The sequence below is a fragment of the Aurantiacibacter suaedae genome (assembly GCF_005434915.1).
GTDB lineage: Bacteria > Pseudomonadota > Alphaproteobacteria > Sphingomonadales > Sphingomonadaceae > Alteraurantiacibacter > Alteraurantiacibacter suaedae.
Genome location: NZ_SKCG01000002.1, coordinates 590743 through 617235, shown reverse-complemented (window position 1 = coordinate 617235; position 26493 = coordinate 590743). Strand labels below are relative to the sequence as shown.

Here is a 26493-nt window from a genome sequence, read left to right as displayed (position 1 = left end):
TGTGGTGTGGCTCGAAGGGTCACAGCATCGCACTCAGCGCGATGTCGGAGAGCTTGCCGCAGCGTTCGATATTCGCCGCCTGCGCCATCACCCCCGCGCTGAGGAACGAGAAAGTCACGTCGGCTTCGGGATCGACCCACAACATGGTCGAGCCCGCGCCATAGTTGCCGAAGGTTTCGGGGCTGGCGAGCTGGCCGAACAGGTGCTGGAACACGCCGCTCCCGCGCACCTGAAAGCCGAGCCCCTGATTGGCCGGTGGCACCTGCCACCCGGCGCGCAGGGCCACGCCTTTGTACAGCTCGTTGGGCTTGTCGCCGGTGTGGACCTTGCGCGCCAGCCGCACCATGCGGGGTGAGAGAATGCGCGCGCCATCCAGCTCGCCCTCGCGCCGCAGCATCTCGGCGAAGCGCCAGAGATCACCGCAGGTGCTGGCGCAGCCGACATGCGGGGCCTCGACCTCTGGATCTTCGAACAGCGCGTGATCGCCTTCGATATTGCGCGAGAGGTGCTTAATCGGGACCGTGCCGCGCATGTCTGGCCGCACGTGGCGTGCATCCAGATCGGGGCGCAGGCCCATCGAGGTCGAATCCATGCCGAGCGGGGCGAAGAGGTCTTCGTAAAGCAGCGTCTGATAGTTGCGGCCCTTCGGGTCGGTGCGGACCAGCGCCATCCCCATCAGCACATGGTTCACCAGCGGCGAATAGTCGCTCTTCTCGCCGGGCTGGCTGGTGCCGTGGACATGGGCGATGCTCTCGTCGAACAGCTCCTGCAGGCGGTCGAGGAACATGCCCGGCTTCGGGCTCCACACGCCGGGCATCCCCGCCTGATGGGTGATGAGGTGAAAGAACGTCGCATCCTCGCGCGGTTTGCCGGTGAACTCCGGCAGCACGTCCTTCACCTTGGTGGTGAGCTGGAAGCGCCCTTCTTCGATGGCGCGCATTATCAGCACGTTGGTGAAGGCCTTGGTAACCGAGAACAGCGAGAACACGTCGTCCTTTTGCAAGGGCCTCTCGCCCCCCGCATAGGCGTGGCCGATGGCCTCGTCGAACACGATGGTACCGCCGCGCGCCACGCGCAGCACGACGCCGAAATAATCGTCATTCGCGATGTCGGCTTCGATCACGCTTTTGAGGTGGTCGAGGCGTTCCTGCCAGATTTTCATCGTTTCTCTCCCCGTTCGCAGCGCACGATCACCCGGCCGCGATGATGCCGCCATCGACGGCGAGCATCGCTCCGTTGATGAATTCCGCCTCATCGCTGAGGAGAAAGGACACCGCCTGCGCCACATCGCGCGGCGTGCCATTGCGGCGCAAAGGAATGCCCTTGGCGCGCTGCTCGTACTGTTCGGCGGTAACGAAGCCTTCGGTCGCGGGCGTGGGCACCGAGCCGGGCGCAATCGCGTTCACCCGCACCCCGCGCGGACCGAGTTCTCCGGCCAGCACCTTGGTCAGCCCGGCAATCCCGGCCTTGATCGTGGTATAGGCCCCGGTATTGGGCCGCCCGCGATAGGCCACCGGCGAGGAATAGTTGAGGATCGAGCCCGGCGCGCTTTCGTTACGGTGGGCCAGGAAGGCCTGTACGCCCCAGAACACGCTTTTCAGCCCTGCCGACAGCATCTTGTCGAGCGTCTCTTCGGTCACCTGCTCTATCGGCTCGTAAACCAGCACCGAGGCGTTGTTGATTACCGCGCGCAGGGGCCCGGCATCCGCAGCAAAGTCCTCAGCCAGTTGGAAAAACGCGGCGCGGCTGCCGCAGTCCGCTCCATAGCTGAAGGCCTTGCCGCCCTCGGCAATGATCGCCTCGGCCACGGCGAGTGCGCTTTCACCGTTGATATCGGCCACACCGACAATCGCACCCTCGGCAGCGAGGTGCCGCGCGATCCCCTCGCCCAGCCCGCGCCCGGCGCCCGAAATCAGGATCGGCTGGCCATCGAAACGCGCCATCGCTTACTCCATACCAAAGAGTTTGGCGGTGTAATGCGAGTCCATATACTCGCGCATCGCGTCGATCTTGCCGTTCGAGACCTCGAACACCCAGCAATAGTCGTTGTCATAGACGAGGCCGTCCAGCGTCTTGCCGGTGGAGTTGCTCTCCACGCAGACGAATGGCCCGGCAGAGAACATGTTCTGCACGTGAATCTTGGGATCACCCGGCTCGAACATCCCGCGCACCGGGGCGAGGAACTTGTCGATGATGTCCATCCCGATGTGCTTGCCGGCGCCCGCGATCTCCTTGACCTTGGGCTCCCACACCGAATGGTCGTGGTAAAACGCGCGCAGCTTTTCCAGATCGCCCGAGGACAGCACCTCGAAGAAATCGAGCACCAGTTGTTCGTTTGCGTTTGCGGCTGTTACCGTCATTGTCATCCTCTCCCGTGGATGGTTAGCTGAGCCCGCGCGCCTCGTCGGATGGCGGCGGGAAATTGGGTATCGCCCCGCCCTCGTGCAGCGCGAGGTGGCCCTTGCGGCTGGCAAAGCGCCATGTGTCGCCGTCGAGCACGTATTCGTCGTCGAACCCGCCCACGAATATGCCGTTCGACTTCTGCGGCGGGGTGACGTGATCGTGGTTGCTCATCATGATGAGGTAGCTGCTACCGCGCGCGGTGGTTTCACTAGTCACCTCGACCAGCACGTTGCTGACCAGATGGCGCACGAGGATCGGCGGGCGGTCGCGGAAGATCGCCTGAATGCGTGTCCGCCCGTGGAACGGGTAGCCGGGGCTGAACGGGCGGTCGTAGGTGCCATCCGCCGTGAACAGGTCGGCCAGCGCAGCGTGGTCGCCGTTGTCGGCATATCTGGCGAACAGCAGCGGCAACTTGCCGCATTCGTGCTCGATCAGGAGGCGCGCGCTGGCATCCATCACTCGGCTTCCTCGGCTTCGATGGCGGCAAAGGCCTCGTTGGCGATGCGGAACGAATCGACCGCCGCCGGGATGCCGGCATAGATGCCCACCTGCAGCAACACCTCGCGGATTTCCTCTTTCGAGAGCCCGTTGTTGAGCGCACCGCGAATATGGATCTTCAGCTCGTTCTCTCGGCCGAGCACGGCGATCATGGCGAGGTTGATCAGGCTGCGGTCGCGCAGGGGCAGGCCCTCGCGGCCCCAGTTCCACCCCCAGCAATATGTGGTGACCAGCTCCTGCAACGGCTCGTTGAACGGCCCGCTTTTCGCCAGCGCCTTGTCGACATATTCGTCGCCCAGCACCTTGCGGCGGATCGCCATGCCCTGGTCGAACATCTCCTGTCCGGTCATTTCGGGCGCGCTTTTCTTGTCGGTCATTTTGAAACCTTCGATGACTAATATTCGCGAATATATTTCAATGATTGTCCGCAGGACCCATGATGGCCCATCACGGAAACACCTGCCTCCATCTCGAGCCAATCAGAGTATGTTGCAAAAAACAAAATTCTCGATTCCAAATGATCAATACGGTTAGATTCATTTACTTCAAACACTGGCGATGCAATGAGATTTATTGCTTTCTTGCATGAGGGATTTTTTGGAAATTCGATCTGACAAAGAGTTTCTCTGCATTTTGAGACTGCGTGCCCAAACTGCTCTGCCCGTTCTATGTCGGCAGAACGTTCAACTCGCAGCCTGTTGGTCTTCCAAACATCGTATAAATGACTGATTCCAATGGTCGACGCGCTAACCCCGGCAACCAATATCGCGGTCGATGCGGCCTTGTGCAGCGCCATCACTCGAACGCCCCGTAAACCGCGTCGATCAGCCGCCTTGCGCGCGGGCCGTTGTCGCCCACGGCGTGCATCTGGTTGCAGCAATAGGAAAAGCCGAGCTTCGCATCGGGGTCGCCGAAACCAATCGAGCCGCCGAGGCCATGGTGTCCGAAGCTGCGCATGTTCGGCCCCATGTAGACGGCCTCAGGCGTGTTCAGCAGCACGCCCAAGGCCTGATGATAGGGCCGGTCCTGCAACAGCTCGACCTGGTTGTGCTGCTCGGTGATCATCGCCTCCAGCGCGGAGTTGCTCAACAGCGACACACCCTCGACCTCGCCCGTCGCCGCGCCATAGATCCGCGCCACCCCGCGCGCATTGCCGTGGCCCGAGCCGCTGGCGATCTCGCAGGTGCGCCAACTCGGTGAGTTCATCGTGGTGTGCCACGGCTCCTCCGGGTTCTGGAGGAAGGCAAACTTGCGCAGCACCGCGCCATCCTGCCAGCCTTCGGGCGTGGAGGGTTTCTCGGGCATGGCCGTATCCTTCGCCGCGAACAGCCGCGCTCCGGTGTTGGGCAGCACCTCGGCGACATGGCTCTGCTCCTCTGCGTCCATCCCGCCGATGTAATATTCCGCCTCAAGCGGCCCGGTGACATGCTCGCGCAGGAACGGGCCGACCGTCAGCCCCGTCACCCGGCGCATGATCTCGCCCAATAGAAAGCCCTGATTGTGCACATGGTAAGCCGCGCGCGTGCCCGGCTCCCACAGCGGCTCCTGCACTTCGAGCGCCTTGATGTAGGGCCCATATTCGAGGAACACGCCGGGCCACAGCACATCGGTGGTGAGCACCGGAATCGCCGCGCGGTGATCGAGGCACCAGCGCACGAGAATATCCTCTTTTCCGTTCTGCGCGAACTCGGGCCAGTAATGCGCCACCGGCTTGTCGATATCGATCAGCCCCTGATCTACAGCCATGTTGAAGGCGATTCCCGTCACGCCCTTGGCCGTGCTCATCATGCAGACGGTGGAATGGGCATCCCATTCGCGGCTGCGATCGGCATTGGCCCAGCCGCCCCACAGGTCGACCACGGTCTCGCCGTCCACCACCACCGAGCAGGCCGCGCCCAGCTCTTCTTCCTGTTCAAAATTCTGCACGAAGGCATCGAAGACGGGCGCGAACTTCTCGTCGCAGATCCCGCGCAGAGTGGCGCTGCCACCGCGCGCTTCGACGGTCTTCTCGAAATCGAAATGGCCCAAGGTTTCTCTCTCCCGTTGAGTACTTGCGACTCTAACGATTTTTAGTGCTACGGGTGCAAAGGCCGCGTGGCAATGGGCTGCGGGCGCAATCGCGGCGCGCGGTCAGAGATAGGCGATGGTCCGCAGCTCGATCGACTGGCGCGGGGCGGCATCGGCAGGTGCGCCCGGATCCTCGAACGCGGTGTGCGCGGTGAACTGGACGGCATCGTCGTCGCTATCGAACAGCTTGAAGGCGAGCAGCTCGTGCGGCTGCATCTGCGGCGCCCAATACCAGCGTTGCCCCGGCGCATGGGCGAGGTTGAAGCCCCAAAGCGAGCGGTCGATCCCGCCCAGCCCGCCGACGACTTCGCTGTCGAACAGGTCTTCGCAGCGGATGGTGCTGGCATCGGCAACGGCGAAGGGCGTCGATTCGACCGGCGCAATCGGACGCCAGACGTTGATCAGGATGTGCCGCCGCGCCAACCGCGCCTCGGCCTCTTCGCGCGGCAGCAGGTCGAAGGTGTAATCGGCCACGGTGAGCGCGCCATAATCGACATGGGCCCCGAAGGCGGGCTGGTTATGCCCGTGCGTTCCAGCCGCGCTGGTGCGCACGACTGCGCCGAAGCTCACCACCTTGTCCGCGCCGGTCAGCCGCTGCACCAGCGCTTCGCACTGGCGGGAATAGCGCGCCTTTTCGTCCGGATCGGTAAAGTCGGTGACGTCGGTGGGCTCCTCGATCAGCACGAAGCCGTTGCGTTCAAGCGCAAGCTCTTCAAGGATCGGGCGCATGTCGTGGATCGTGACCTCGTGCTCCTCGCCGGGCCAGTAGCTGCGCTCGCGGTCACCCGCGTAGAAGGTCGCCTTCTCGCCGCGTTTCACATGCCGCAACGTGGTGGTGACATCGCGCGGCAGCGTCGCCTCCTTGGTCATTGCGGGGCCGTCCTTTCGTTCTGGCTAGAGGCAAAGCGCGGGTTGGTCTCGGCCACAAACAGCGCCACCAGCGCCGCCAGCATTCCGCAAATGAGCTGCGCATAGAGCGCGAAGTCGAGCGAGAAGCTGTCGGCCAGCCGCCCGGTCAGCGGCGGCAAAGCGAAGCCGCCGAAGATCTCGCCCACGGCAACCACCGCGCCCATGGCGGTCGCCGCGCGGGCATGCCCCAGCGTCTCGGCGGGGATCACCCCCATGAACAGCGGGAACGACCCCAGCCCCATCCAGCTCACGAACAGCGCCATCGCCAGCACCACCGGCGAAGAATCTAGCCACAGCAGCGCAGCGGGCGAAATCGCGAACAGCGCGCAGAACAGCACCAGCGCCGGCTTGCGCCCGATCCGCTCGGACAACAGCCCGGCGCTCACTGCGCCGACGGCGGGCGAGAATCCGATCACCGACATGATCCGGCTCCAGGTGGCAGGCTCGATCCCGCGCGGCCCGTCGAGGTAGAGCGGCATGAAGATCGAGCCGATGACCACGGTGCCGACCCCGAACACGCTCACCAGCGAACACAGCGCGATGTTGCGCGTCGCCATCAGCCCGCGCATCTCGCGCAGTTCCGACCCGATCATCTCGCCAAACGTTTCGCGGCGCACCGGCACGGCCATGGCCGGTTCGGCCATCGGCTCACGGATAAAGCGCCAGATCAGCAACGCCAGCACCAGCCCCGGAATGCCCGAGAAGAAAAACGCCGCGCGCCAGTCGAAAGCCTCGGCAATGGCGATCAGCACCACCGGCGCCAGGGCGGTGCCGATGATCGAGCCGAACACGTTCTGAACCACGCCCGCGTTCAGCCCCTTGCGGTGCTCGGCCGAGGTGGCGACCATGATTGCAAGACAGATCGGCAGGAACGGTCCCTCCGCCGCGCCCATCACGATCCGGCTGACCAGCAACGAACCGAAACTCCATGCCAGCCCGGAAAAGACCGAACACAGCGAGAAGACGACCAGCGCGGCCAGCAGGAACGGCTTGCGCCTGCCGATCCGGTCGGACCAGCGGCCCACGAAGTAGGCCCCCAGCGCCCAGGTCAGCGACAGGCCCGAGCCGAGCCAGCCCAGCTCCTCGTTGCTCAAGCCAAGGTCAGCCTTCACCAGCGGGCCGAGGAAGGTCATCGCCATGCGATCGAAATAGGCGAACCCGTAGGCCAGCCCGAGCAGCAGCAGAACTCTCAGCTCATAGCCGCCCAGCCGCGCATGTGCGACGCTGCCAGCCTTCGTCATACAGTCTCTCCCGTGGGCGGCTTTTCTTGCCACCTCAGCGGTGCAGCATGACGCGGCGCGGGCAGCGGGGCAAGCCCCGGCTTGCGTAACAGTCAACAAGCCGCCCGACGTATCACTGTTGCCAAATTGCGACAGATAGCTGCCCCCTGTTGTTCCGTTACCAAGGCGGCTTGATTGCCTTGACAGACCGTCTAAGCAGGTTGCGGGAGAGATGACTGAAACAGGCAGCTTGTGCTCAAAATTTTAGCACACTTCCTGTATTTCTCCCGCCAGTTCTGCCGTCGGATCGCTACATAAATCTGACCGCTGGCAGAGCACCACATCGGAGGGCCACTGGCCCTCGCACCTGGGGAGGATGCCTGATGAAGTTCAAGTCGCTCAGCGTCGTGTCGTCGCTGGCCATTATGGCCGGGATGGCGGCGCCAGCCTTCGCGCAAGATGAAGAAGAAGGTGCTCGCACCAATACAATCGTCGTCACCGCCGAGTTCCGCGAAGCCAATTTGCAAGATACCCCGATCGCAATCACCGCGGTCAACTCCGAGATGCTGGAAGCCCGCGGGCAGACCGACATCGCCCAAGTCGCCGCACAGGCACCGAACGTCACCCTAAAAGCGCAGCCGCAGGGCGGCGGCAGCGGCCTGATCGCGTTCATCCGAGGCGTCGGCCAAGTCGACTTCAACTATGCGCTCGATCCCGGTGTGGGTGTCTATATCGACGATGTCTTCATCCCGACGCTATCTAGCTCGTTGCTTGACCTGATGGATCTGGACCGGATCGAAGTGCTGCGCGGCCCGCAAGGCACACTCGCCGGGAAGAACTCCATCGGCGGTGCGATCAAACTCTTCAGCGCGCGCCCCCAAGGCGACAACAGCGGCTCTTTCCGCGCAACCTACGGTTCGTACAACCGGATCGAAGCGCGCGGGATGGCCGACTTCGCGATAACCGACAATCTTTTCGCCCGTGTCTCCGGGATCGGTCGCAGCGTGGACGGCTACGTCACGCGCCTCGACTATGCAACGACACACCCGGATTCGAACGTGCCAGCCAACAATGCACGCGGGCGCGGCAATGCCGGCAACGAGACGCTCGGCGGCGGATCGACCGTGGCCGGCCGCCTGGCGCTGCGCTGGGTCCCGACCGATCGGCTGGAGGTCAATGTCTCGGGCGATTACTCGTCAGACAAGGGCGAAGCCGGGCCGCAGGTTCTCCTCGCCATGGGCGCGGTATCGGACACCCCAGAGACATTCGACCCGTTCTCGCAGAACCCGGCCGTCTCGCTTGGCGAGTACAACCCTGCGGCCCCCTTTATCCCCGGTGTGGGCCGCTATGAAACCTTGCCCTGGCTGGTCGGCAAGGATGGTAATGCAGTACCGGGCAGCTGCGCCTTCGTGCCATCCGGCCCTTACAGCTGCGACACCGGCGGCAATCTGCAGGGGCTCGATCCGCGCTTCATCAACTATGGCAACTTCCTCGACGCACGCCAGCCCACTTCGCAGGCGCCCTACAAGCCCTACGCAACGAATCCGATCAGCGAACTCGTCGGCTGGGGTGTGCACGGCAACATCACCTTCGACGCTACCGAAAACCTGCAACTGGTGTGGATCGGTTCGTGGCGCGAATACCAGTCCAACTGGGGTGAAGATCAGGATGGAACGCCGATTCCGGTCGCACAGCTCGACAACCAGCTGAACCACCGTGCGTGGAGCCAGGAGGTCCGCGTCAACTTCGAACTGGCCGACGGACTGATCGAAGGCACGGTTGGCGGCTACTATCTCGACCAGGACGGCGAATACACCGCCCGGGTCGATCTGAACTATGCCGGTATCGACTTCATCCACGGCCCGGATACCACGCCGAGCACCACCAAGGCCGGGTTCGGCACGCTGACTATCCGTCCGACGGACTCGCTCAGCTTCACCGGCGGCATTCGCTATACGAAGGACGAGAAGATCTACACCTACTTCCGGTCCAATCCCGACGGCACCGCGCCGTTCGACGTCAATGCGGACGGAACGCCCGATATCTTCCCGCCCGCCTGCGAGTCGTTCGTCGGCGCCGGACCAGTCATCCGCGATGCCGACGGCAATGTCGTGCTTGGCCCCAATGGCCTGCCGCAAGCCCTGCCTACGGCGCTGGGCAACACGCCTAACTGTCTACTGGTCGGGCTGTTCGACGTTTCGGACACCTTCGAAGGCGATCGGTGGGACTGGCGCCTCGCGGCAGACTACCGTTTCTCGGACGGGTTCCTCGTGTATGCTTCAGCGTCAACCGGGTTCAAGGGCGGCGGCGTAAACCCGCGGCCGTTCTTCGGTCCGTCAGCGGGAAGCTGCGACCCTGCCGATGGCTATGTGGCCGGGCCATGCAACCAGCTCAAGGCGTTCAACCCGGAAACGATCACGACCTATGAACTCGGCTTCAAGTCCGACCTTCTGGATCGTCGCCTCCGCCTGAACGGTGCCGCCTTCTTCAACAAGTACGACAACATCATCCTGCAGCTGTCGGCTTGCCCGAGCACGCCGTGTCTCCAGCCGAACAATGTCGGCTCGGCTGACGTGAAGGGCTTCGAGCTTGAAATGTCGGCTTACCCGGTCGACGGCCTCTCGCTCGACGGCGGCCTGTCGTACATCGATTTCGAATATACCGACGTCGGTGCCTCGGGCCTGATCGGCAACGAAGTGACCCCCTTCACGCCCGAATGGACCTACAGCTTCGGCATCCAGTACGACTACGAAATGGACGCCGGAACGCTGATGGCCCGCTTCGACGGGGCCTATCAGTCGGAGATCTTCACCGACAGCTTCAACACCTCGTGGTCGAAGATCGACAGCTACTTCCTCGGCAACGCCCGACTCGGCTTCACCACCGCCGACGAGGACTGGAACGTCGCTCTCGAAGTGCAGAATGTGTTCGACAAATATTACTTCCTGACCGTTAGCGACGTTACGACCTCGCTCGGACTGGTGACCGCGCAGCCCGGCATGCCGCGCACGTGGTCGCTTTCGGTCGGACGCAAGTTCTGATCCTGGTGCGCTGCCCTCCCGCAAGGAAGGGCAGCCACCGCCATAGAAAAAGGGGCGCGAAGCCTATTCGGATCGCGCCCCCTTTTCCTGTCTTGCGACTGGCAAACGAAATCAGTCGGCGTTCAAACGCTCGCGGATTTCCTTGCCCGGCTTGAAATAGGGTACCTTCTTTGCCGGCACGTCGACGCTGTCGCCGGTGCGCGGGTTGCGCCCGCTGCGCGCATCGCGCTGGCGCGTGGAGAACGTGCCGAAGCCGCGCAACTCTACCCGGCCGCCTTCGGACAGGCGCTGCGCAATTTCGTCGAAGAACAGGTCCACCACCTGTTCCACCTCTTCGGCCCGCAAGTCCGGATTATCCTCAGCGAGGGATTGCAGGAGTTCAGAGCGGATCATCGAGACCTCTTTAGTGACGCGCGAAACGAAGGGTTTTGTTTTGTGCCGCGAGTGATCCGCCTTGGCGCCCCCCGCGTGCTTGCCTGTTTCAGTGCCAGAGAACTTGACATAGTGCAACGTTGTATCACCCGCCACCGTGGACGGACCTACCCCGGCGTTAACAGGTCTTCCAGCCGCAGGCCGAGGCGTTTGAGCCGCTGGCACAGTTCGGGCCACTCGTCGCGCAGGAAGGCGGCCCGCTCTCGCTCGCGCAATTTGGCCGCCGCACCTTCGCACACGAAAATGCCCACGCCGCGCTGCACGCGGACCAGACCATCGGCCTGGAACTGCTGATAGGCCTTGGCGACGGTCAGGGGATTGGCCCCCTGTTCGGCTGCGAAGGCCCGCACCGAAGGAAGCATCTCACCTTCGCGATAGACCCCGTCGATAATGGCGGCGGCAATGCGATCGCGCAAACGCAGATAGACGGGACGGGTGTCGCTCATGACAGGTGCCTCACTGCCATAATACAGCGGCGCAGGTCAAGCGAGAGCGCACAAGGTCGGTTTCCAATGCAACCTTTTGCGCTTCACATGCGCGCGCGAGGCGTTAGTGTGCCTCGCTTGTGCGCAGGCTGCGGCCGCGCTGCCAAGTATGGATGAGGACGAACATATGGTTTCACAAACACTGCCTGATGGGGATTCCAAGGGCACTATTTTGGGTCACCCCAAAGGCCTGTTTGTCCTGTTCTTTGCCGAAATGTGGGAGCGCTTCTCCTACTACGGTATGCGCGCGCTGCTGATTTTCTATCTCATCCAGCACTGGATGTTCTCCGACGCCGACGCCTCGGTGATCTATGGTGCCTACACGGCGCTGGTCTATATCGCCCCGGTGGTGGGCGGCTATCTCGCCGACCGCTATCTTGGCCAGCGCAAGGCGGTGACCTTTGGCGCAGTGCTGCTCACACTGGGCCATCTGTTCATGGCTTTCGAAGGCGACGGCGGACAGGCGGGCGCGGCGATCAACGTGTTCTGGCTGGCGCTGGCGCTGATCATCGTGGGCTCTGGCTTCCTCAAGGCCAACATCTCGGTGATGGTCGGCCAGCTTTATCCCCGCACCGACGTGCGCCGCGATCCGGCTTACACGATCTTCTACATGGGCATTAACGTTGGCGCAGCGCTGGGTTCGCTGCTGTGCGGTTATCTCGGAATGCACCCGGATTATGGCTGGTCCTACGGCTTCGGCGCGGCGGGCGTGGGCATGTTGCTTGGCCTGATTGTGTTCATCATCGGCAAGCCGCTGCTGCTGGGCCGGGGTGAACCGAAGGATCCGGCGGCGCTGGCCGGCGGCAAGGAATGGGCGATCTACGGCGCGGGCTTTGCCATGGTCGCGCTGTGCTGGCTCGCGATCCAGTATCAGGATCTGGTCGGCTGGGTGCTGGCTTTCTTCGGGCTGGCGCTGGTCGCCTACGTTGTCTTCATCGCGGTGGTAAGGCTGCCCGCGCAGGAGCGCGACCGGATTTTCGCCGCGCTGTTCCTGATCATCGTCTCGATCATCTTCTGGGCGCTGTTCGAGCAGGCCGGATCGAGCCTCAACCTGTTCACCGATCGCCACGTCGATCGCTCGATCCTCGGATGGGAGCCGACCGCGGCGATGTTCCAGTCGCTGAACGCGATCTACATCGTTACGCTGGCCCCGCTGTTTGCCGGGCTGTGGCTGTGGCTGGGCCGCCGGGGGTTCGAGCCTTCGGCCCCGATGAAGTTCGGCCTCGGCGTGGTGCAGGTCGGGCTCGGCTTTCTGGTGCTGGTGTGGGGCGCGCAGGCGGTAGGCGTGAATGCCGCCACCCCGGTAATCCTCATCTTCCTCGTTTATCTGCTGCACACCACGGGCGAACTGTGCCTGTCTCCGGTCGGCCTTTCGGCCATGAACCGGCTGAGCCCGGCGCACATGGCCTCGCTGGTGATGGGCACCTGGTTCTTCGCCTCGGCCACCGGCAACTTCGCCGCTGGCCTGATCGCGGCCGCCACGGGCGGTGAGGGCGTGGGCGAGGAAGCGGGCAAGCAAGTGGTGCTCGATGTCTATTCCAACGTCGGCTGGGTCGCCGTGGGTGTGGGCGTTGTGGTCCTGCTGGTCAGCCCGCTGGTGAAGAAGCTGATGCACCTCGATACGCTCGAAGACGAGAATGTCGGCGACGATCTGGTCGGCGGCGGCGAAGTGGGCGAGCCGCAGGCGGCAGGCGTCCATCCCGAGGTGCGCGGCTGATTTCAGCGGGCGGCGCACGCCAAAGGTGCTAGGGTCCTTCGCAAGAGGACCTTGGCCATGGACCCGCTTACCTCGCTGCTGGCTGCCTGCGTGACCTTCGTCGGCAGCCATTTCGCCATGTCGCATCCCTTGCGCCCCGCCATCGTGGGCGCGCTGGGGGAGAAGGGCTTCCAGGCGGTCTATTCGTTGGTGAGCCTGGCCGAATTCGTGTGGATATACTTCGCGTTCAAGGCCGTCGCCCCTTCGATCCCGCTGTGGCCGGGCTTCGACGATGTGAGCTGGGCGCTGGCCTCGGCGCTCACCCTGGTGGCCATGGTGCTGCTGGCTGGATCGTTCGTCGGCAACCCCGCCTTGCCCGCTCCGGGTGCGGCCGAGGCAGCAGCCAAAGAGCCGCGCGGAGTGTTCCGCGTAACCCGCCATCCGATGATGTGGGCAATTGGCCTGTGGGCGCTCGGCCACCTGATCGCCGCGCCGACCGCCCGCACGCTGGTCGTAGCAAGTGCGATTGGCTTTCTCGCGCTGGTCGGCGCACACTTGCAGGACCGCAAGAAGGAGGCGCTGATGGACGAAGCCTGGGCGGGGTGGGAAGCGCGCACAAGCTACTGGCCGAAGCTGGGCAAGCTGTTTTCGGTCGGCTGGCTGTGGTGGCTGATCGGCACCGCACTATGGCTCGCCTTCACCTATGCCCATATTCACCCCAGCGGCTGGGCTGCCGGGGTATGGCGCTGGGTGCTTTAAGCCCGCGCCTCTTCAACGCCCGCGCTGTTGTGCCGCAGCGCGCTGAGCACCGTATCGACGATCTGCGGCGCATTAAGCCCCGCCTCGTCGTACTGCTTCTCGGGCGCGTTATGGTCGATGAAAACATCGGGCAGGCGCAGAGTGCGGATCTTCAATCCGTCGTCGAGCAGGCCTGTATCGCTCGCCATGGTCAGCACGTGCGCGCCAAGTCCGCCGAAAGCCGCCTCTTCCACCGTCACCACCACATCGTGGCTGGCGATCAGCTTGCGGATCAGGGCTTCGTCCAGCGGCTTCACGAAGCGCATGTCGGCCACCGTGGTCGGCAGGCCCTTCGCTTCAAGCTGGTCTGCGGCCTTCAGCGCCTCGGCCAATCTCGGGCCGAGCGACAGGATCGCGACCTTGCCGCCATCCACATCGCCGCGCACCACGCGGCCCTTGCCGATCTCCAGCCGCTGCGGCGTTTCCGGCAGCGCCACGCCAACGCCGTTGCCGCGCGGATAGCGGAACGCAATCGGGCCGTCGTCATGCAGAGCGGCGGTGTAAGTCATATGGACCAGCTCGGCCTCGTCCGCCGCGGCCATCACCACGAAGTTGGGCAGGCTGGCAAGATAGGTGACGTCGAACGAACCCGCATGCGTCGCGCCATCCGCCCCGACCAGACCGGCACGGTCGATGGCGAAGCGCACGGGCAGGTTCTGGATCGCCACGTCATGCACCACCTGATCGTAGGCACGCTGAAGGAAGGTCGAGTAAATCGCGGCGAAAGGGCGCATCCCCTGCGCAGCAAGGCCCGCGGCAAAGGTGACCGCGTGCTGCTCGGCGATGCCGACATCGAATGTGCGCTTCGGATGCGCCTTGGCGAACTTGTCCACCCCCGTGCCCGAAGGCATGGCGGCGGTGATGGCGACGATGGTCTTGTCGCTATCGGCCAGCTTGGCCAGCGTTTCGCCGAACACGTTCTGGTAAGCGGGCGGGCCTTCGGCGCTCTTGGCCTTTTCGCCGGTGACGACGTTGAACTTCGGCACGCCGTGATACTTGTCGGCGGCGTTTTCTGCGGGCTCGTAGCCCTTGCCCTTCTGGGTCACGACATGGACCAACACCGGCCCCTGCTCCGAATCGCGCACGTTTTCGAGCACCGGGATCAGGTGGTCGAGATTGTGCCCGTCGATCGGGCCGACATAGTAGAAGCCCAGCTCCTCGAACAATGTGCCGCCGGTTGCCATGCCGCGGGCATATTCCTCGGCCTTGCCCAGCCCCTGATGGACCCGCCGCGAAAACTTGCGCGCCACCTTCGAAGCCAGCGAGCGCAGGCCAAGGTACTCACTGGAAGACACCATCCGCGCCAGATAGGCAGACAGCCCGCCAACCGGCGGCGCAATCGACATGTCGTTATCGTTCAGGATCACGATCAGCCGGTTGCCCGCCTGCTCGGCATTGTTCATCGCTTCGTAGGCCATGCCGGCGCTCATCGCGCCGTCGCCGATCACCGCGATGGCGCGACCCGGCTGGCCCGAAAGCTTGTTGGCAATGGCAAAGCCCAGTCCGGCACTGATCGAAGTGGATGAATGCGCGGCGCCGAACGGATCGTATTCGCTTTCGCTGCGCTTGGTGAAACCCGACAGCCCGCCCGCCTGCCGCAGCGTGCGAATGCGATCGCGCCGTCCGGTCAGGATCTTGTGCGGATAGGCCTGGTGGCCGACATCCCAGATCAGCCGATCTTCGGGCGTGTTGAAAACATAGTGGATCGCCGCCGTCAGCTCGACCACGCCAAGCCCGGAACCCAGATGCCCGCCCGTCGAACCGACGGCATCGATCATTTCAAGGCGCAGCTCGTCAGCGAGCTGGCGCAGTTGCGCAGGCTCAAGCTGGCGCAGCTCAGCGGGGCTATTGACCGTATCGAGCAGGGGAGTTTGCGGGCGATTGCTCATCGAACCGGCTTAGCCGCTGCTTCACCCCAAGTCGACCTAACAAACACTTGGTTTAGCCGGAGCATTCCGCGCAAAGGCCGCGCAGCTCCACCACGGGGCGCACTTGTGTGAAGCCAGCGTCGGTCCCGGCCTTACGCAGCGCGCCAGTCAGGTTGTCGTCATCGAGGTGATCGGCAAGGCCGCAATCGTCGCAGATCAGGAAGATGCAATCGTGGCGGCAGCCAGGGTGGCTGTTCACGATATAAGCATTGGCGCTCTCTATCCGGTTGGCAAGGTTGGTGCGCACGAACAGGTCGAGAATGCGGTAAACGCTGTTGGCAGCGACCCGCTTGCCCCGCATGGTGCCGACCTCTTCAGCAATGTCATAGGCCGAGGCGGGGCGGCTCTGCGCGGCGAGCGCGCGAAACACGTCCTGTCGCATGGCGGTCCACTGTTCGCCCGCCTTCACGATGGCATGGCCAGCTTCTTCGATCAGCCGGTCGCCGCTATGTTCCTTGTGCGCATGATGTGCCATGGCAACCTACATAGGCACGCACCGCGCCGTGGGCAATCAGCCCTTGCGGAAGCTGGCGCGGTAGAAGCGGGGGAAGTTTTCCTCCAACGCCTCTACCTTGGGCGCATCCCAGCGCCGGATGTAGGCGTTGTTGGGGTTCTTGTCGGCGAAATCCTGATGATAGGCTTCGGCCGGATAGAAGCGCTGCTCACGCTCGACCTGAACGACGATGGGATCGTCCCACACGCCCGACTGGTTCATCTGCCGCACGTAAGCCGTGGCAACCGCGCGCTGTTCGGCGGTGGTGGGAACAATCGCGGCGCGGTACTGGGTGCCGTGGTCGGGGCCCTGGCGGTTGAGCAGCGTGGGATCTGCACCTACCGAAAAGAGGATTTGCAGCAATTGATCGTAACGGATCACGGTCGGATCGTAGGTGATCTTGACTGCTTCGGCATGGCCAGTGCGCCCGCTCGTCACGCGCGAGTAGGTCGCATTGTCGGCGCTCCCGCCGTGATAGCCGGATACCGCGCTGGTCACGCCGCGCGTGTGGCTGAACACCGCCTCGATACCCCAGAAACAACCGCCGGCCAGGATCGCGGTCTGCAATCCACGCTCGTTCGCTTGGCGGGTGGCAACCGGTGCGTCAAACACCTCCTCGGCAGCAATCGCCGGGCCGGAGCATGCGCTCGTCGCCAAGGCCGCGCCAATCAGCAAGGCTTTCCAATGCATCAGGATCCTCCAAGCAGCGGCAGTATGTGCGCTCCCAATACAATAGCAGTAATGCCGAAGCCGGCAAGGAAGCTGCGATAGAGTTCAGATGTGAAGAGGGCCATTGGGCAGTCCGTGGGGTTTGTTGCGTTTCAATCGTTGCCACGGGTGTAGCGCAGGCAAACTTGCTACGCGGTGAAGCGCGCTCGATTTTCGTCTCGCCCGGGCGCCGCTTCGTCGCAGTGGCGCACCGTGGGGCCTAATGGCGGAAGTGGCGCATTCCCGTGAACACCATGGCAAGGCCCGCCTTATCGGCGGCAGCGATCACCTCCTCGTCGCGCATTGCGCCGCCCGGCTGGATCGCCACGCTGGCGCCTGCGTCGAGCGCAACTTCGATCCCGTCGGCGAAAGGCAGGAAGGCGTCGGAAGCCATGGCGCTGCCTTGCGTGCGCGAGGCGCTCCAGCCTGCGATCTCCGCCGCTTCCTGCGCGCGGACATTGGCAATGCGCCCCGAGTCGCGGCGGTTCATCTGTCCGGCCCCGATGCCTGCCGTCGCCCCGTCCTTCGCGAAGACGATGGCGTTCGACTTCACGTGCTTGGCCACCTTCCAGGCGAACAGGCAATCGGCCAGCTCCTGCTCGGTCGGCTGGCGCTTGGTCACGACCTTGAGGTCAGCCAACCCGATATCGCCATTGTCGCGCGATTGCAGCAGCATACCGCCGGCGATGGTCTTCATCTGCATGCCCGGACGGTTCGCCTCAGGCAGCGCGTCGAGCAGCAACAGCCGTAGGTTCTTCTTGGCCGAGAAGGCCGCCAGCGCCGCATCGTCGGCACCGGGCGCGATCACCACCTCGGTGAAGATTTCGCAGATCGCTTCCGCCGTCGCGCCATCGAGCGCGCGGTTACACGCCACGATCCCGCCGAAGGCCGAAACGCTGTCACAGGCGAGCGCTTGTTGCCATGCCTCGAGCAGGCTCGGCGCCTGCGCCACGCCGCAGGGATTGGCATGCTTGATGATCGCGATGGCTGGATCGCCCCCCGCAAATTCGCTCACCAGTTCAAGCGCGGCATCGGCATCGTTGAAGTTGTTGTAAGACAGCTCCTTGCCCTGCACCTGCCGCGCCTGCGGAATGCCCGCGACCGAAGGCCCGCGCGGAACATAGACCGCCGCGCTCTGGTGCGGGTTTTCGCCGTAACGCAGCTCGTCCTGCTTGGCGAAAGCGAGCGTCATGCTTTCGGGGAAGGGCGTGGCCTTCAGCGCCTCGGGCCCGAGCGGATTGGTATAGGCATCGCCCTGCGCGAACCAGGTCGCAATCGCCGAATCGTAAGCCGCGGTGCGGGCATAGGCCTTGCCCGCCATGCGGGTGCGAAAGGCGAGGCTGGTCTTCCCGCCGAGCGTTCCCAGCTCGGCCAGCAGTTCGGCATAGTCGGCCGGATCGGTGACGATAGTGACGAAATCGTGGTTCTTGGCCGAGCTACGCACCATGGCCGGGCCGCCGATGTCGATGTTCTCGACGATTTCCTCGCGCGTGCCGCCGCGGGCAACGGTCTGCTCGAACGGGTAGAGGTTGACCACCAGCAGGTCGATCGCGCCGATCCCGTGGGCTTCCATCGCAGCGACGTGCTCGGCATTGTCGCGCACCGCCAGCAGCCCGCCGTGGACAACCGGGTGCAATGTCTTCACGCGGCCGTCCATCATCTCGGGAAAGCCGGTCAGCTCGGAAATGTCCTTCACCGGCAGGCCTGCATCGCGGATCGCCTTCGCGGTGCCGCCGGTCGACACCAGCTCCACGCCGCGCCCGGCCAGATTACGCGCGAGATCAACCACGCCTTCCTTGTCGGACACCGAGAGGAGGGCCCGTTTGATCGCAACATCGGTCATGTCAGAAGCTATCCCATTTTCTTCAGCAGCCACGCAAAGTGGCCGCCGCCGCGCGAGGCGAGTCCTTGAATCACCAGCTGCTGTACAGGATGCAGGTGCCCCATGCCATCGACCCAGAGGCTTTCATCGACCTCGATCTCGCCATCGGCGCTGACAAACTGCCAGTAGCTGCCATCGGGCAGGACCAGCCCTGCGCTGCGGTTGTTGCTGGACGACCTCAACTCAACTTGAGGTCCGAGGTGGAAGCGGATGGCAAACGGCACTTTTCCGCGCTTTCCGCGCCGCCCGGCGGGCACCAGCAGATCCTCGCCGCGCAGTTCCGAGCCGTCTTCGCGCAGTGTCAGGATGCGCTGGTGAACCAGCCCGAAGCGCGCGGCATAGCCATCGTGGCTCGCCTCAAGCCGGGTTGCCGTGCCATATTCAAGCTCGATCGTGCGCCGGTCGATTTCGACCTCGTTGACGCCGCCGCCCAGTTTGCCGTTGATCAACACCGCAGTGGAATTGGCATCGCCCAGCACCATGGTCGAATGTGCCGCCGTCGCGCGCAGCCCCTGCTCGATCCGCACCGGGACCTGCCCGCCCGCGATCCCCGCGCCGCCGCAGTTCACGATGAGGCGGTGCGCGCCATAGGAGAACTCGAAGGCCAGCGTCGAGCCACAGCCGCTGCGCGCATGTTTGGCGAGCGGCGGCGGCGACGCATCGAGCTGCAGCGTAGCGGGCTTGGCATAGACGCGCTGATAGCCCCAGCCACGCACCTCGCGCAGCGGCCGCGTGCGCACGCCGCTGGCGGCGATAAGCGCGGCCAGCCGCTCTGCCGAAATGGCAGGCGCGCCCTGCCAGCTGCCGAGGCCGCCGTCTGAATGCATCAGCGCCAGCAACGGCGGCACCAGCATGGCCAGCATCGTCTCAATCGCCGAAGGCGGATCGCGCCGCGTTGCGCGATAGCAGGCGCGCAGATCGATCAGCATGGCGATGGCCTGCATCTGCGCCTGCGGGCTGCGCGACAGCACACCGCCATCGTCGCCCACCATTTCACCCAGCGCGCGCACAAGGCCAGCCTCGCCAAACAACCGGCGCGGCTTGCCGTCGGGCAGCAACAGGCCCGCCGCCGTGATCGCGCACCAGCCCGCCACCTCGCCCAGCCGGTCATCCGCACGGCCCACATGCCGATCGAGCCAGCGCGCGGTTTCCTCGCAGGCTTCGAGCGTGCGGGTGCGCAGCGCCTTATCCTGCCCGCCCATCACCAGCGGCGCGTGGACCAGCCAGGCCAGCAACCGCAGCCCGGCATTCTCGACCTTCCAGGCCGCACCCTTGCCCGGCTGGCCATTGGCATCGAGCCAGGCCGTCAGCACCCGCTCCGCCACCGGTGCGCATTGCGCCCGCGCGCCGCAGCTTTCGAGATCGCGCAGCCACGAGAAGCCATGCACGGTCCGCTCGAACGGCGGGGTCAGCTTGGCGACGGGCGAAAAGTCGACCTGCGCGATCGGCGCCTTGACTCCGTAAACCAGAAAGTGCCCTGCCCGCATCGCCATGCCGGCCACCCGGTCACCGTCGAGCGGGCATTCGACCGTCGCCAACAGGCGCGGCTTGGCTGGCTTGCGGAAGGGCGAAAGGATGGTCGGCCCCGACATGCCCAGCCGATAGGCCATCCGCATCAGCCGCTCACCCGCCGTGGTGGCGGGCGGCGTGATGTCGGAGACGATCAGCGAGCGCTGCGTTACCGGCTCGGCAGCGGGCTTCTCGCTGTTCACCAGCGCCTCGCTGCCAGTGTTGCGCAAAGGGATGGCGCTCGAAGACCCATCGCCATCGGCCACGTGACTATCCGGGGCCTGCCGATCCTTGGCGCTAGCGGTGCGCAACGTAGCTTCGGCAGACTGGGCATTCACGCTGCTTCCCCCCTCAGCGCAAGAATGTTGTTGGCGTAGTGGTCTGGCCCACCCTTGAACGTCGCCGAGCCCGCCACCAGCACGTCGGCCCCGGCGTCAATACATTGGCGGGCGGTTTCGGCATTGACCCCGCCGTCGACCTCCACCAGCACATCCAGCCCGCGCTTATCGATGGCTTGCCGGATCGCCTCGATCTTGCGCAACTGGCTGGAGATGAAGCTCTGCCCGCCGAAGCCGGGGTTCACGCTCATCACCAGCACCAGATCGATCTCTTCATAGAGATAGTCCAGCATCTTGGCGGGCGTGCCGGGGTTGAGCGATAGCCCGGCCTTGCACCCAGCCGCCCTGATCGCCTGCACGCTGCGGTGCACATGCGGGCCAGCCTCAGGGTGAACGGTGATGATATCGGCACCGGCCTGCGCGAACTCGTCGATCCACATGTCGACCGGCGAAACCATCAGATGCACGTCGAAGGTCTTTTGCGTGTGCGGCCGCAGGGCTTTCACCACGCCTGGCCCGATGGTGAGGTTGGGCACATAGTGGCCGTCCATCACGTCGACATGGATCCAGTCGGCCCCGGCTGCGTCGATCGCGCGCACCTCTTCCCCAAGCCGCGCAAAGTCGGCCGAAAGGATCGAGGGAGAGATGAGCACATCGCGCATGGATTGCCTAGGAGCGTTATAGCCCTGTGATTCGCCCTACAAGCTCAAAGCAAATTCTTATCCACGAACAGTTTGCTCCGTTTCGGAGCCGCTTTGCGCCCAAACACAGATTTGTGTCGCCCTGCCAGTTGCGCTTTAGGGGCCATGAGGGGCAAGATCGCCATGCCTAAACAGAAAGCCAGACCATGCTGACAGACTCCTTGATGGACAACGCCCTTGCGCTACGAGACCGCATCGTCGCCCTGCGCCGCAACATCCATTCCGAACCTGAACTGGGGCTGGAAACCCCGCTCACGCTCGCCAAGGTGAAGGCCGATCTGGCCGATCTTCCGCTCGAATGGCGGGACGGCGCCTCGTGCACCGGGGCGGTAGCCGTCCTCAAGGGCATGCGCGAGGGGCGCAGCGTGTTGCTGCGCGGCGATATGGATGCGCTGCCCATGAGCGAACAGACCGGCCTGCCCTTCGCCTCGCAGCTTGACGGACGAATGCACGCCTGCGGCCACGATGCCCACACCGCGATGCTCGCGGGCGCGGCGCGGCTGCTGGCCGAGCGGCAGGGCGAACTGGCGGGCGAAGTGCGCTTCATGTTCCAGCCGGGCGAAGAGGGTTTTCACGGCGCGCGCCACATGCTCGACGACGGCCTGCTCGATCCGCTGCCCGAGGCGGCCTTCGCGCTGCACGTATGGCCCAATGCGCCGCACGGCGTGCTGATCGGACGCGCGGGTCCGATGCTGGCCTCGGCCGATCAGCTCGAAATCACGGTTTCGGGCAAGGGCGGCCATGCCTCAATGCCGCACGACGGAGTGGACCCGGTGCCGGTCGCGGCGGAGATCGTGCTCGCCCTGCAAACGATGGTCACACGCCGCTTCAACGCTGCCGAGGCGACCATCGTCACCATTGCCAAGCTGAAGGCGGGTTCGGCGCACAATGTCATCCCTGACGAGGCACATCTGCTGGGCACGATGCGCACGCTTTCGGCGGAGCGCCGCGCCGATCTTCATGCAGCGGTCGCGCAAGTGGCGGAACATGTGGCGCTTGCGCATGGCTGCACCGCATCGGTGCGTATCATCGAAGGCTTCCCTGTCACGGTGAACGACCCGCGCGCCGCGCGCCTGGGCGAAAAGGTCGCGCGCGATCTCGGCGGCGAAGGCGCGTGGGAAGAGCGCAGCCACCCGACCATGGGTGCGGAAGACTTCTCTTACGTGCTGCAACAGGTGCCGGGCGCGATGTTCTTCCTCGGCGTGGCGGCAGAGGGCAGCGATTGGCAGGACTGCTGCGGCCTCCATTCCAGCCGGATGATCGTCGACGAGACCGTGCTGCCGAAGGGCGCAGCGCTGATGGCAGGCTTCGCGCTGCGCTTTCTCGAGCGTGGTTGGGACTGAGCCGAGCAGGCTCAGGAGGCGAGCGCCAGGGGGCGCACACGGTCTTCAAGAATGAAGTCCGCCGCGCGTTCGGCGATCATTATGGTTGGTGCGTGGGTGTTGGCGCTGACCAGTGTCGGCATGATCGAGGCATCGACCACCCGCAGCCCCGCCATGCCATGCACACTCAGCCGCTCGTCGACCACGGCCATCGGATCGATGCCCATCTTGCAGGTGCCGACGGGGTGAAAAACGGTCGAGGCGTTCTGCGCGATCCAGTCGTCGATTTCGTCGTCGGTCTGCGGATCGCTGGCGGGGACCAGGCGCTTGCCGCGGATGCCGTCGTAGGCGGGCTGCGCAAAAATGCGGCCCAGTTCGCGGAAGCCCGCACGCAGAGCAATACGGTCGGCCTCCTCGGTGGCGTAGTTGCCCTGAATGCGCGGGGGCCGCGTGGCGTCGGCGCTGTGGAGCGAGATGGTGCCCCTGCTGTGCGGATGCAGGTGGCACATATGGCCCGCAAAACCATAGGGCGTGCCGCCCTGAAGCGCCTGCAACGGCCAGCGGATTTTCCGGCTGTTGAAGCCTGCGGGCATGTAGTGAATCTGGAGGTCGGGCGAGGCTTTTGCCGGATCGCTCTTGAGGAAGGCCCCCGCGTTGTGCGGCACGATGGCCCCCTTACCGGACTTGCGCAGGAACGCGTTGGCCAGCAGCCCGAAGGCGCGATCGAAACGGGCCTCGCGGAAGAACAGGTCGGGCACCAGGCTCTCGTAGAAATGGGTGAAGTTGAGGTGATCCTGCAAATTGCGACCAACCCCTTTGAGTTCGTGGCGCGTTTCGATGCCGACCTTGGCAAGCTCCGCCGGATCGCCGATTCCGGAATGAAGCAGCGCGACAGGCGAACCGATAGCGCCGCCTGAAAGAATGACCTCGCCGCCGCAACGATAGGTCTCGACGCTTTCGCCCCGGCGAATCTCGACGCCTGTGGCGCGCCTGCCCTCGATCAGCACGCGCTCCACCAGGCCGCCGGTCACGACATGCAGGTTGTCGCGCCCACGCGCGGGTTGGAGATAGGCGCGAGCCGTGCTCCAGCGCTGGCCTGCGGCAATGTTGGTATCATACCGCCCCACGCCTTCGAGTTCCGCCCCGTTGAAATCAGGGTTGTAGGGCAGCCCCGCTTGCTGCCCCGCTTCGATAAAGGCGTCGAACAGCGGATGCTCGCTGTCGAGCCGGCTCACGCGAATAGGGCCTTCGGTTCCGCGATAGTCGCTGGCCTCGCCCTCATAGCTTTCCAGTTTGCGGAAATAGGGGAGCACCTTGTCGTAAGACCACTGCGGCAAGCCCGCCTGCGCCCAGCAATCGTAATCCTCGCGCGCGCCGCGGGTGTAGATCATGCCGTTCATCGAGGATGATCCGCCAATCACCCTGCCGCGCGGCCAGATAATGCGGCGATTGTTGAGACCCGGCTCGGGCTCGGTCTGGAAATTCCAGTTGTTGTATTGCCACTGGTAGAGATGCACGCCCATGATCGGCACGCGGTAAAGCGGATTGGAATCCCACGGCCCGGCTTCGATCAGCAACACCCGTGACCGGCCATCGGCGGTGAGCCGGTCGGCCAGAACGCATCCCGCAGTTCCGCCTCCAGCGATAATATAATCGTAGACCTGCGCAGAAGCGCCGCCAGCCATGCCCTTTTTCGTGGTCATGCCTTTTCCCTTTTTCCTCACCCGGCCTGCCCGCTTGCCCGTCAGGACCAGGACCGGACAGACACCGCAACCGCACCCGTTGAGGCGCGATTAAGTTTAACTATAAACAAAAGCTGCGTCAAAACGGTTGACATGTCAAGCGCGGGCAGGAACGGCTTGGCTATCTGGTTGGCATGAGCAGCCGCGCGCGATTAGGGCCGGCCGCCATGCACGAGAAGGGACATGAGCAGCCAATGGCATCGAGTGAGGACCGCAAGCAGGAGCCGACCGTCAATCGCCACACCTTCGTGCCGCATTACCTGGGCGTGCTGTCCAATAATTTCATCTGGTCGCAGTCGCGCTTCTTCCTCGAAGCCTACGGGACCGGCGTGAACGAAATCCGCGTAATCTCGGTCCTCGCCGACTGCCCTAATCTCACCGCAACAGGGCTTTGCGACGCACTGGTGATGAACAAGTCCATTGTCAGCCGCACGGTGAGAGATCTGTTGCAGAAGGGCCTGATCCAGTCCGATGGCACGGGCCGCAAGCAGCAACTCACCCTCACCGACGAGGGATATGTGCTCAACGCCAGGATCGTCAAAATCTCGCTCGCCCGTGAGAAAAGGCTCCTCAACGGCCTCTCGGAGAGCGACAAGGTCATCCTGCTGGGCTATCTCGCACGCATGGCGAAAAACCTCGAATATGCCGGCGACTTCGAGAGCCTGCTGCGCGAACTGGGCATGGAGGAGTAAGCGAACACAGGTCGCTCCCGCCCGAAAAAGGACAATTGTGTCCATCTATCCGCATTGACCTTGTTTATATTTACACATATCGTTCCCGCTGAATCACAACAGTGATCGCCATTTCCGGCCGCTAGGCCGGATCGCGCAGCCGGGAGAGTTCGCGATGTTGGAAAGCCGTTTCGTGCGGGGGCGCAGCTCCTGCGAGCACGCAAGCCGGGCAGCAGGCAAATGAGCACCGCGCCCGCCATCGACGTCTCGCAAGTGGTCGAGAACCGCCGCCTCAACCTCTTCAACTACAAGCTGATCGCGGCCTCCTGGATTCTCACCGTCTTCGACGGCTTCGATCTCTCCATCGCAGCCTTCGCCGCACCCTACATGCGCGATGACATGGGACTGGGGCCGAACCAGCTTGCCAACATCCTGTCAGCGGGCCTGCTGGGCACCGTCATCGGGGCCATCGTGTTCTCATCCCTCAGCGACAAGGTCGGCCGGCGACCGGTTTTGCTGGGGTGCTCATTCGCTTTCGGGCTGCTCACGCTGGCGATGGGCTTTGCGCCCTCATACGAATGGCTGGTGGCGATCCGCTTCCTCGATGGCATTGCGATCGGTGCGGTTGTCCCGATCGCCTGGGCGCTCAACAGCGAGTATGTGCCCAAACGGCTTCGCGCCACCGTGGTGACCGTGATCATGGTCGGCTACAGCGTCGGCACCAGCGGAGCCGGGCCGATCACCGTCTTCCTCGAACCGCATTTCGGCTGGCGCGGGCTGTTCATTTTCGGCGGGCTTGGCTCGCTTGCAGCAGCGATGCTGCTGGTCGCAACCCTGCCCGAGAGCATTCGCTGGCTCGTCCTGCGCGGAGACCGCAAGCCGCGCGTGCGCGCCATTCTCGGCCTGCTGGGGCAGGACACCTCGCGCATTTCGCAATCAGCCGATTTCGTGTTGGGTGACGAGCCAGAAATCTCTGTCCGCAAGACCCGGTTCAGCGATCTTTTCGCGGGTTGGCTGCGCTATGCCACGCCGCTCATCTGGCTCGCCTATACTGCGGCCATCATTGCAGTTTACTACGTGAACGGCTGGGGGCCGATCATTCTGGAAGAGCTTGGCTTCGACCGCACGACAGCCGCCATGGCTACGGCTTTTGGCGGCGTGATGGGATCGGTCGCGGGGCTCGCGATCATGCGCTTTACCGACCGGTTCGGCTATGTGACGGTGCTGTTCTATCCGTCCCTGCTGGTGCCGATCCTGCTCGTGCTGGGGCTTGTCCCGCTGTCACAGGATGCGGTGCTCGTTCTGGCCATGGTGACGCTCGCACTCATCGGCGGCATGACCTTTGCGGTGCTCAGCATAATCGCCCCACTCTATCCCACGCAGATCCGCGCCAGTGGCTCGGGCTGGGCCAACTCGGTGGGCAAGCTGGGCGGAGTGCTCGGCCCGATCTTCGGCGGCTGGATGCTGGCCAGCGAGATTCCGATCGTTCGCAGTTATGCCCTGCTCGCGCTGATGCCTGCCATCGTGATCGCCGCCATGTTTGCGATCATGGCCGCCAAACGGCGCGCGCAAAACCCGTCCAGCAATCTGGAAACCATGGAGGGTGCGCTCGTCCCGGCAGAGTGACGACGCCATCGCCACATCAACGGA

General features: G+C 64.1%; 24 protein-coding genes. 6 read left to right on the top strand and 18 right to left on the bottom strand.

The features are described 5' to 3' along the window. Window positions 1-19: 19 nt before the first annotated feature. The 9 genes from E0473_RS09375 to E0473_RS09335 form a co-directional block, all read right to left on the bottom strand. A complete protein-coding gene (locus E0473_RS09375) occupies window positions 20-1162 on the bottom strand; it encodes a serine hydrolase domain-containing protein (protein ID WP_161981561.1) in 1143 nt (380 codons plus the stop codon). Between the two features lie 28 nt (window positions 1163-1190). Further along, window positions 1191-1943, bottom strand: a complete 753-nt coding sequence (locus E0473_RS09370) for an SDR family NAD(P)-dependent oxidoreductase (protein WP_137680589.1) — start codon at window positions 1941-1943, stop codon at window positions 1191-1193. Window positions 1944-1946: 3 nt separating this feature from the next. Next, on the bottom strand, window positions 1947-2360 hold the full coding sequence (locus tag E0473_RS09365) for a nuclear transport factor 2 family protein (RefSeq protein WP_161981560.1): 414 nt from the start codon (window positions 2358-2360) through the stop codon (window positions 1947-1949). A gap of 22 nt (window positions 2361-2382) precedes the next feature. Beyond that, window positions 2383-2859, bottom strand: a complete 477-nt coding sequence (locus E0473_RS09360) for a nuclear transport factor 2 family protein (protein WP_137680587.1) — start codon at window positions 2857-2859, stop codon at window positions 2383-2385. Continuing rightward, window positions 2859-3278 (bottom strand): carboxymuconolactone decarboxylase family protein, encoded by a 420-nt coding sequence (locus tag E0473_RS09355; protein ID WP_241657424.1) that lies wholly within the window; start codon window positions 3276-3278, stop codon window positions 2859-2861. Before E0473_RS09355 ends, E0473_RS09360 begins: the two co-directional genes overlap by 1 nt. Window positions 3279-3295: 17 nt before the next feature. Then, complete coding sequence (locus E0473_RS09350) at window positions 3296-3700, bottom strand: hypothetical protein (RefSeq protein ID WP_137680586.1); 405 nt, start codon at window positions 3698-3700, stop codon at window positions 3296-3298. Continuing rightward, window positions 3697-4929 carry a serine hydrolase domain-containing protein gene (locus E0473_RS09345; RefSeq protein ID WP_161981558.1) on the bottom strand — a complete coding sequence of 411 codons (1233 nt, stop codon included), beginning with the start codon at window positions 4927-4929 and terminating at the stop codon, window positions 3697-3699. The genes E0473_RS09350 and E0473_RS09345 overlap by 4 nt, the downstream gene beginning before the upstream one ends. A gap of 102 nt (window positions 4930-5031) precedes the next feature. After that, entirely contained in the window at window positions 5032-5838 is an 807-nt protein-coding gene (locus E0473_RS09340) for a CmcJ/NvfI family oxidoreductase (RefSeq protein ID WP_137680584.1), read from the bottom strand. Then, window positions 5835-7118, bottom strand: coding sequence for an MFS transporter (locus E0473_RS09335; RefSeq protein WP_137680583.1), 1284 nt, complete (start codon window positions 7116-7118; stop codon window positions 5835-5837). The genes E0473_RS09340 and E0473_RS09335 overlap by 4 nt, the downstream gene beginning before the upstream one ends. A 362-nt stretch (window positions 7119-7480) precedes the next feature. Between E0473_RS09335 and E0473_RS09330 the strand changes: the two genes are divergently transcribed. Further along, window positions 7481-10138: a TonB-dependent receptor gene (locus E0473_RS09330; RefSeq protein WP_137680582.1), complete on the top strand. Its 2658-nt coding sequence runs from the start codon at window positions 7481-7483 to the stop codon at window positions 10136-10138. A gap of 111 nt (window positions 10139-10249) precedes the next feature. Here the strand turns inward: E0473_RS09330 and E0473_RS09325 are convergent, their stop codons facing one another. Next, complete coding sequence (locus E0473_RS09325; protein WP_277751513.1) at window positions 10250-10666, bottom strand: integration host factor subunit beta; 417 nt, start codon at window positions 10664-10666, stop codon at window positions 10250-10252. 11 nt (window positions 10667-10677) lie between these two features. Next, entirely contained in the window at window positions 10678-11016 is a 339-nt protein-coding gene (locus E0473_RS09320) for a GntR family transcriptional regulator (protein WP_137680581.1), read from the bottom strand. A 166-nt stretch (window positions 11017-11182) separates the two neighbouring features. On the opposite strand from E0473_RS09320, the gene E0473_RS09315 reads away from it, so the two are divergent. Together E0473_RS09315 and E0473_RS09310 are read left to right on the top strand one after the other, a co-directional pair. Beyond that, window positions 11183-12772 carry a peptide MFS transporter gene (locus tag E0473_RS09315; RefSeq protein WP_137680911.1) on the top strand — a complete coding sequence of 530 codons (1590 nt, stop codon included), beginning with the start codon at window positions 11183-11185 and terminating at the stop codon, window positions 12770-12772. Between the two features lie 57 nt (window positions 12773-12829). Beyond that, window positions 12830-13510, top strand: a complete 681-nt coding sequence (locus tag E0473_RS09310) for an NnrU family protein (protein WP_137680580.1) — start codon at window positions 12830-12832, stop codon at window positions 13508-13510. Here E0473_RS09310 and dxs read toward each other — a convergent pair. The 6 genes from dxs to rpe all read right to left on the bottom strand — a co-directional run bounded on the left by dxs (window position 13507) and on the right by rpe (window position 21069). Then, window positions 13507-15438 carry a 1-deoxy-D-xylulose-5-phosphate synthase gene (dxs, locus tag E0473_RS09305; RefSeq protein WP_137680579.1) on the bottom strand — a complete coding sequence of 644 codons (1932 nt, stop codon included), beginning with the start codon at window positions 15436-15438 and terminating at the stop codon, window positions 13507-13509. The genes E0473_RS09310 and dxs overlap by 4 nt on opposite strands. A 52-nt stretch (window positions 15439-15490) precedes the next feature. Beyond that, window positions 15491-15952, bottom strand: coding sequence for a Fur family transcriptional regulator (locus tag E0473_RS09300; protein ID WP_137680578.1), 462 nt, complete (start codon window positions 15950-15952; stop codon window positions 15491-15493). A 36-nt stretch (window positions 15953-15988) separates the two neighbouring features. Next, on the bottom strand, window positions 15989-16660 hold the full coding sequence (gene msrA / locus E0473_RS09295) for a peptide-methionine (S)-S-oxide reductase MsrA (protein ID WP_137680577.1): 672 nt from the start codon (window positions 16658-16660) through the stop codon (window positions 15989-15991). Between the two features lie 238 nt (window positions 16661-16898). Further along, window positions 16899-18521, bottom strand: coding sequence for a bifunctional phosphoribosylaminoimidazolecarboxamide formyltransferase/IMP cyclohydrolase (gene purH, locus E0473_RS09290; protein ID WP_137680576.1), 1623 nt, complete (start codon window positions 18519-18521; stop codon window positions 16899-16901). 8 nt (window positions 18522-18529) lie between these two features. Continuing rightward, window positions 18530-20407 (bottom strand): heparinase II/III family protein, encoded by a 1878-nt coding sequence (locus E0473_RS09285; protein WP_241657423.1) that lies wholly within the window; start codon window positions 20405-20407, stop codon window positions 18530-18532. Continuing rightward, window positions 20404-21069, bottom strand: coding sequence for a ribulose-phosphate 3-epimerase (gene rpe / locus E0473_RS09280; protein ID WP_137680575.1), 666 nt, complete (start codon window positions 21067-21069; stop codon window positions 20404-20406). The genes E0473_RS09285 and rpe overlap by 4 nt, the downstream gene beginning before the upstream one ends. Before the next feature lie 185 nt (window positions 21070-21254). Here rpe and E0473_RS09275 point away from each other — a divergent pair, with 185 nt between their 5' ends. After that, window positions 21255-22451 carry a M20 metallopeptidase family protein gene (locus tag E0473_RS09275; protein WP_137680574.1) on the top strand — a complete coding sequence of 399 codons (1197 nt, stop codon included), beginning with the start codon at window positions 21255-21257 and terminating at the stop codon, window positions 22449-22451. 11 nt (window positions 22452-22462) lie between these two features. On the opposite strand, the gene E0473_RS09270 is transcribed toward E0473_RS09275, so the two are convergent. Then, window positions 22463-24133: a GMC family oxidoreductase gene (locus E0473_RS09270; RefSeq protein WP_241657422.1), complete on the bottom strand. Its 1671-nt coding sequence runs from the start codon at window positions 24131-24133 to the stop codon at window positions 22463-22465. Between the two features lie 206 nt (window positions 24134-24339). On the opposite strand from E0473_RS09270, the gene E0473_RS09265 reads away from it, so the two are divergent. Both E0473_RS09265 and E0473_RS09260 read left to right on the top strand, forming a co-directional pair. Next, window positions 24340-24864, top strand: coding sequence for a MarR family winged helix-turn-helix transcriptional regulator (locus E0473_RS09265; protein ID WP_161981556.1), 525 nt, complete (start codon window positions 24340-24342; stop codon window positions 24862-24864). A gap of 219 nt (window positions 24865-25083) precedes the next feature. Further along, window positions 25084-26469: an MFS transporter gene (locus E0473_RS09260; protein WP_137680572.1), complete on the top strand. Its 1386-nt coding sequence runs from the start codon at window positions 25084-25086 to the stop codon at window positions 26467-26469. Window positions 26470-26493: the final 24 nt, after the last annotated feature.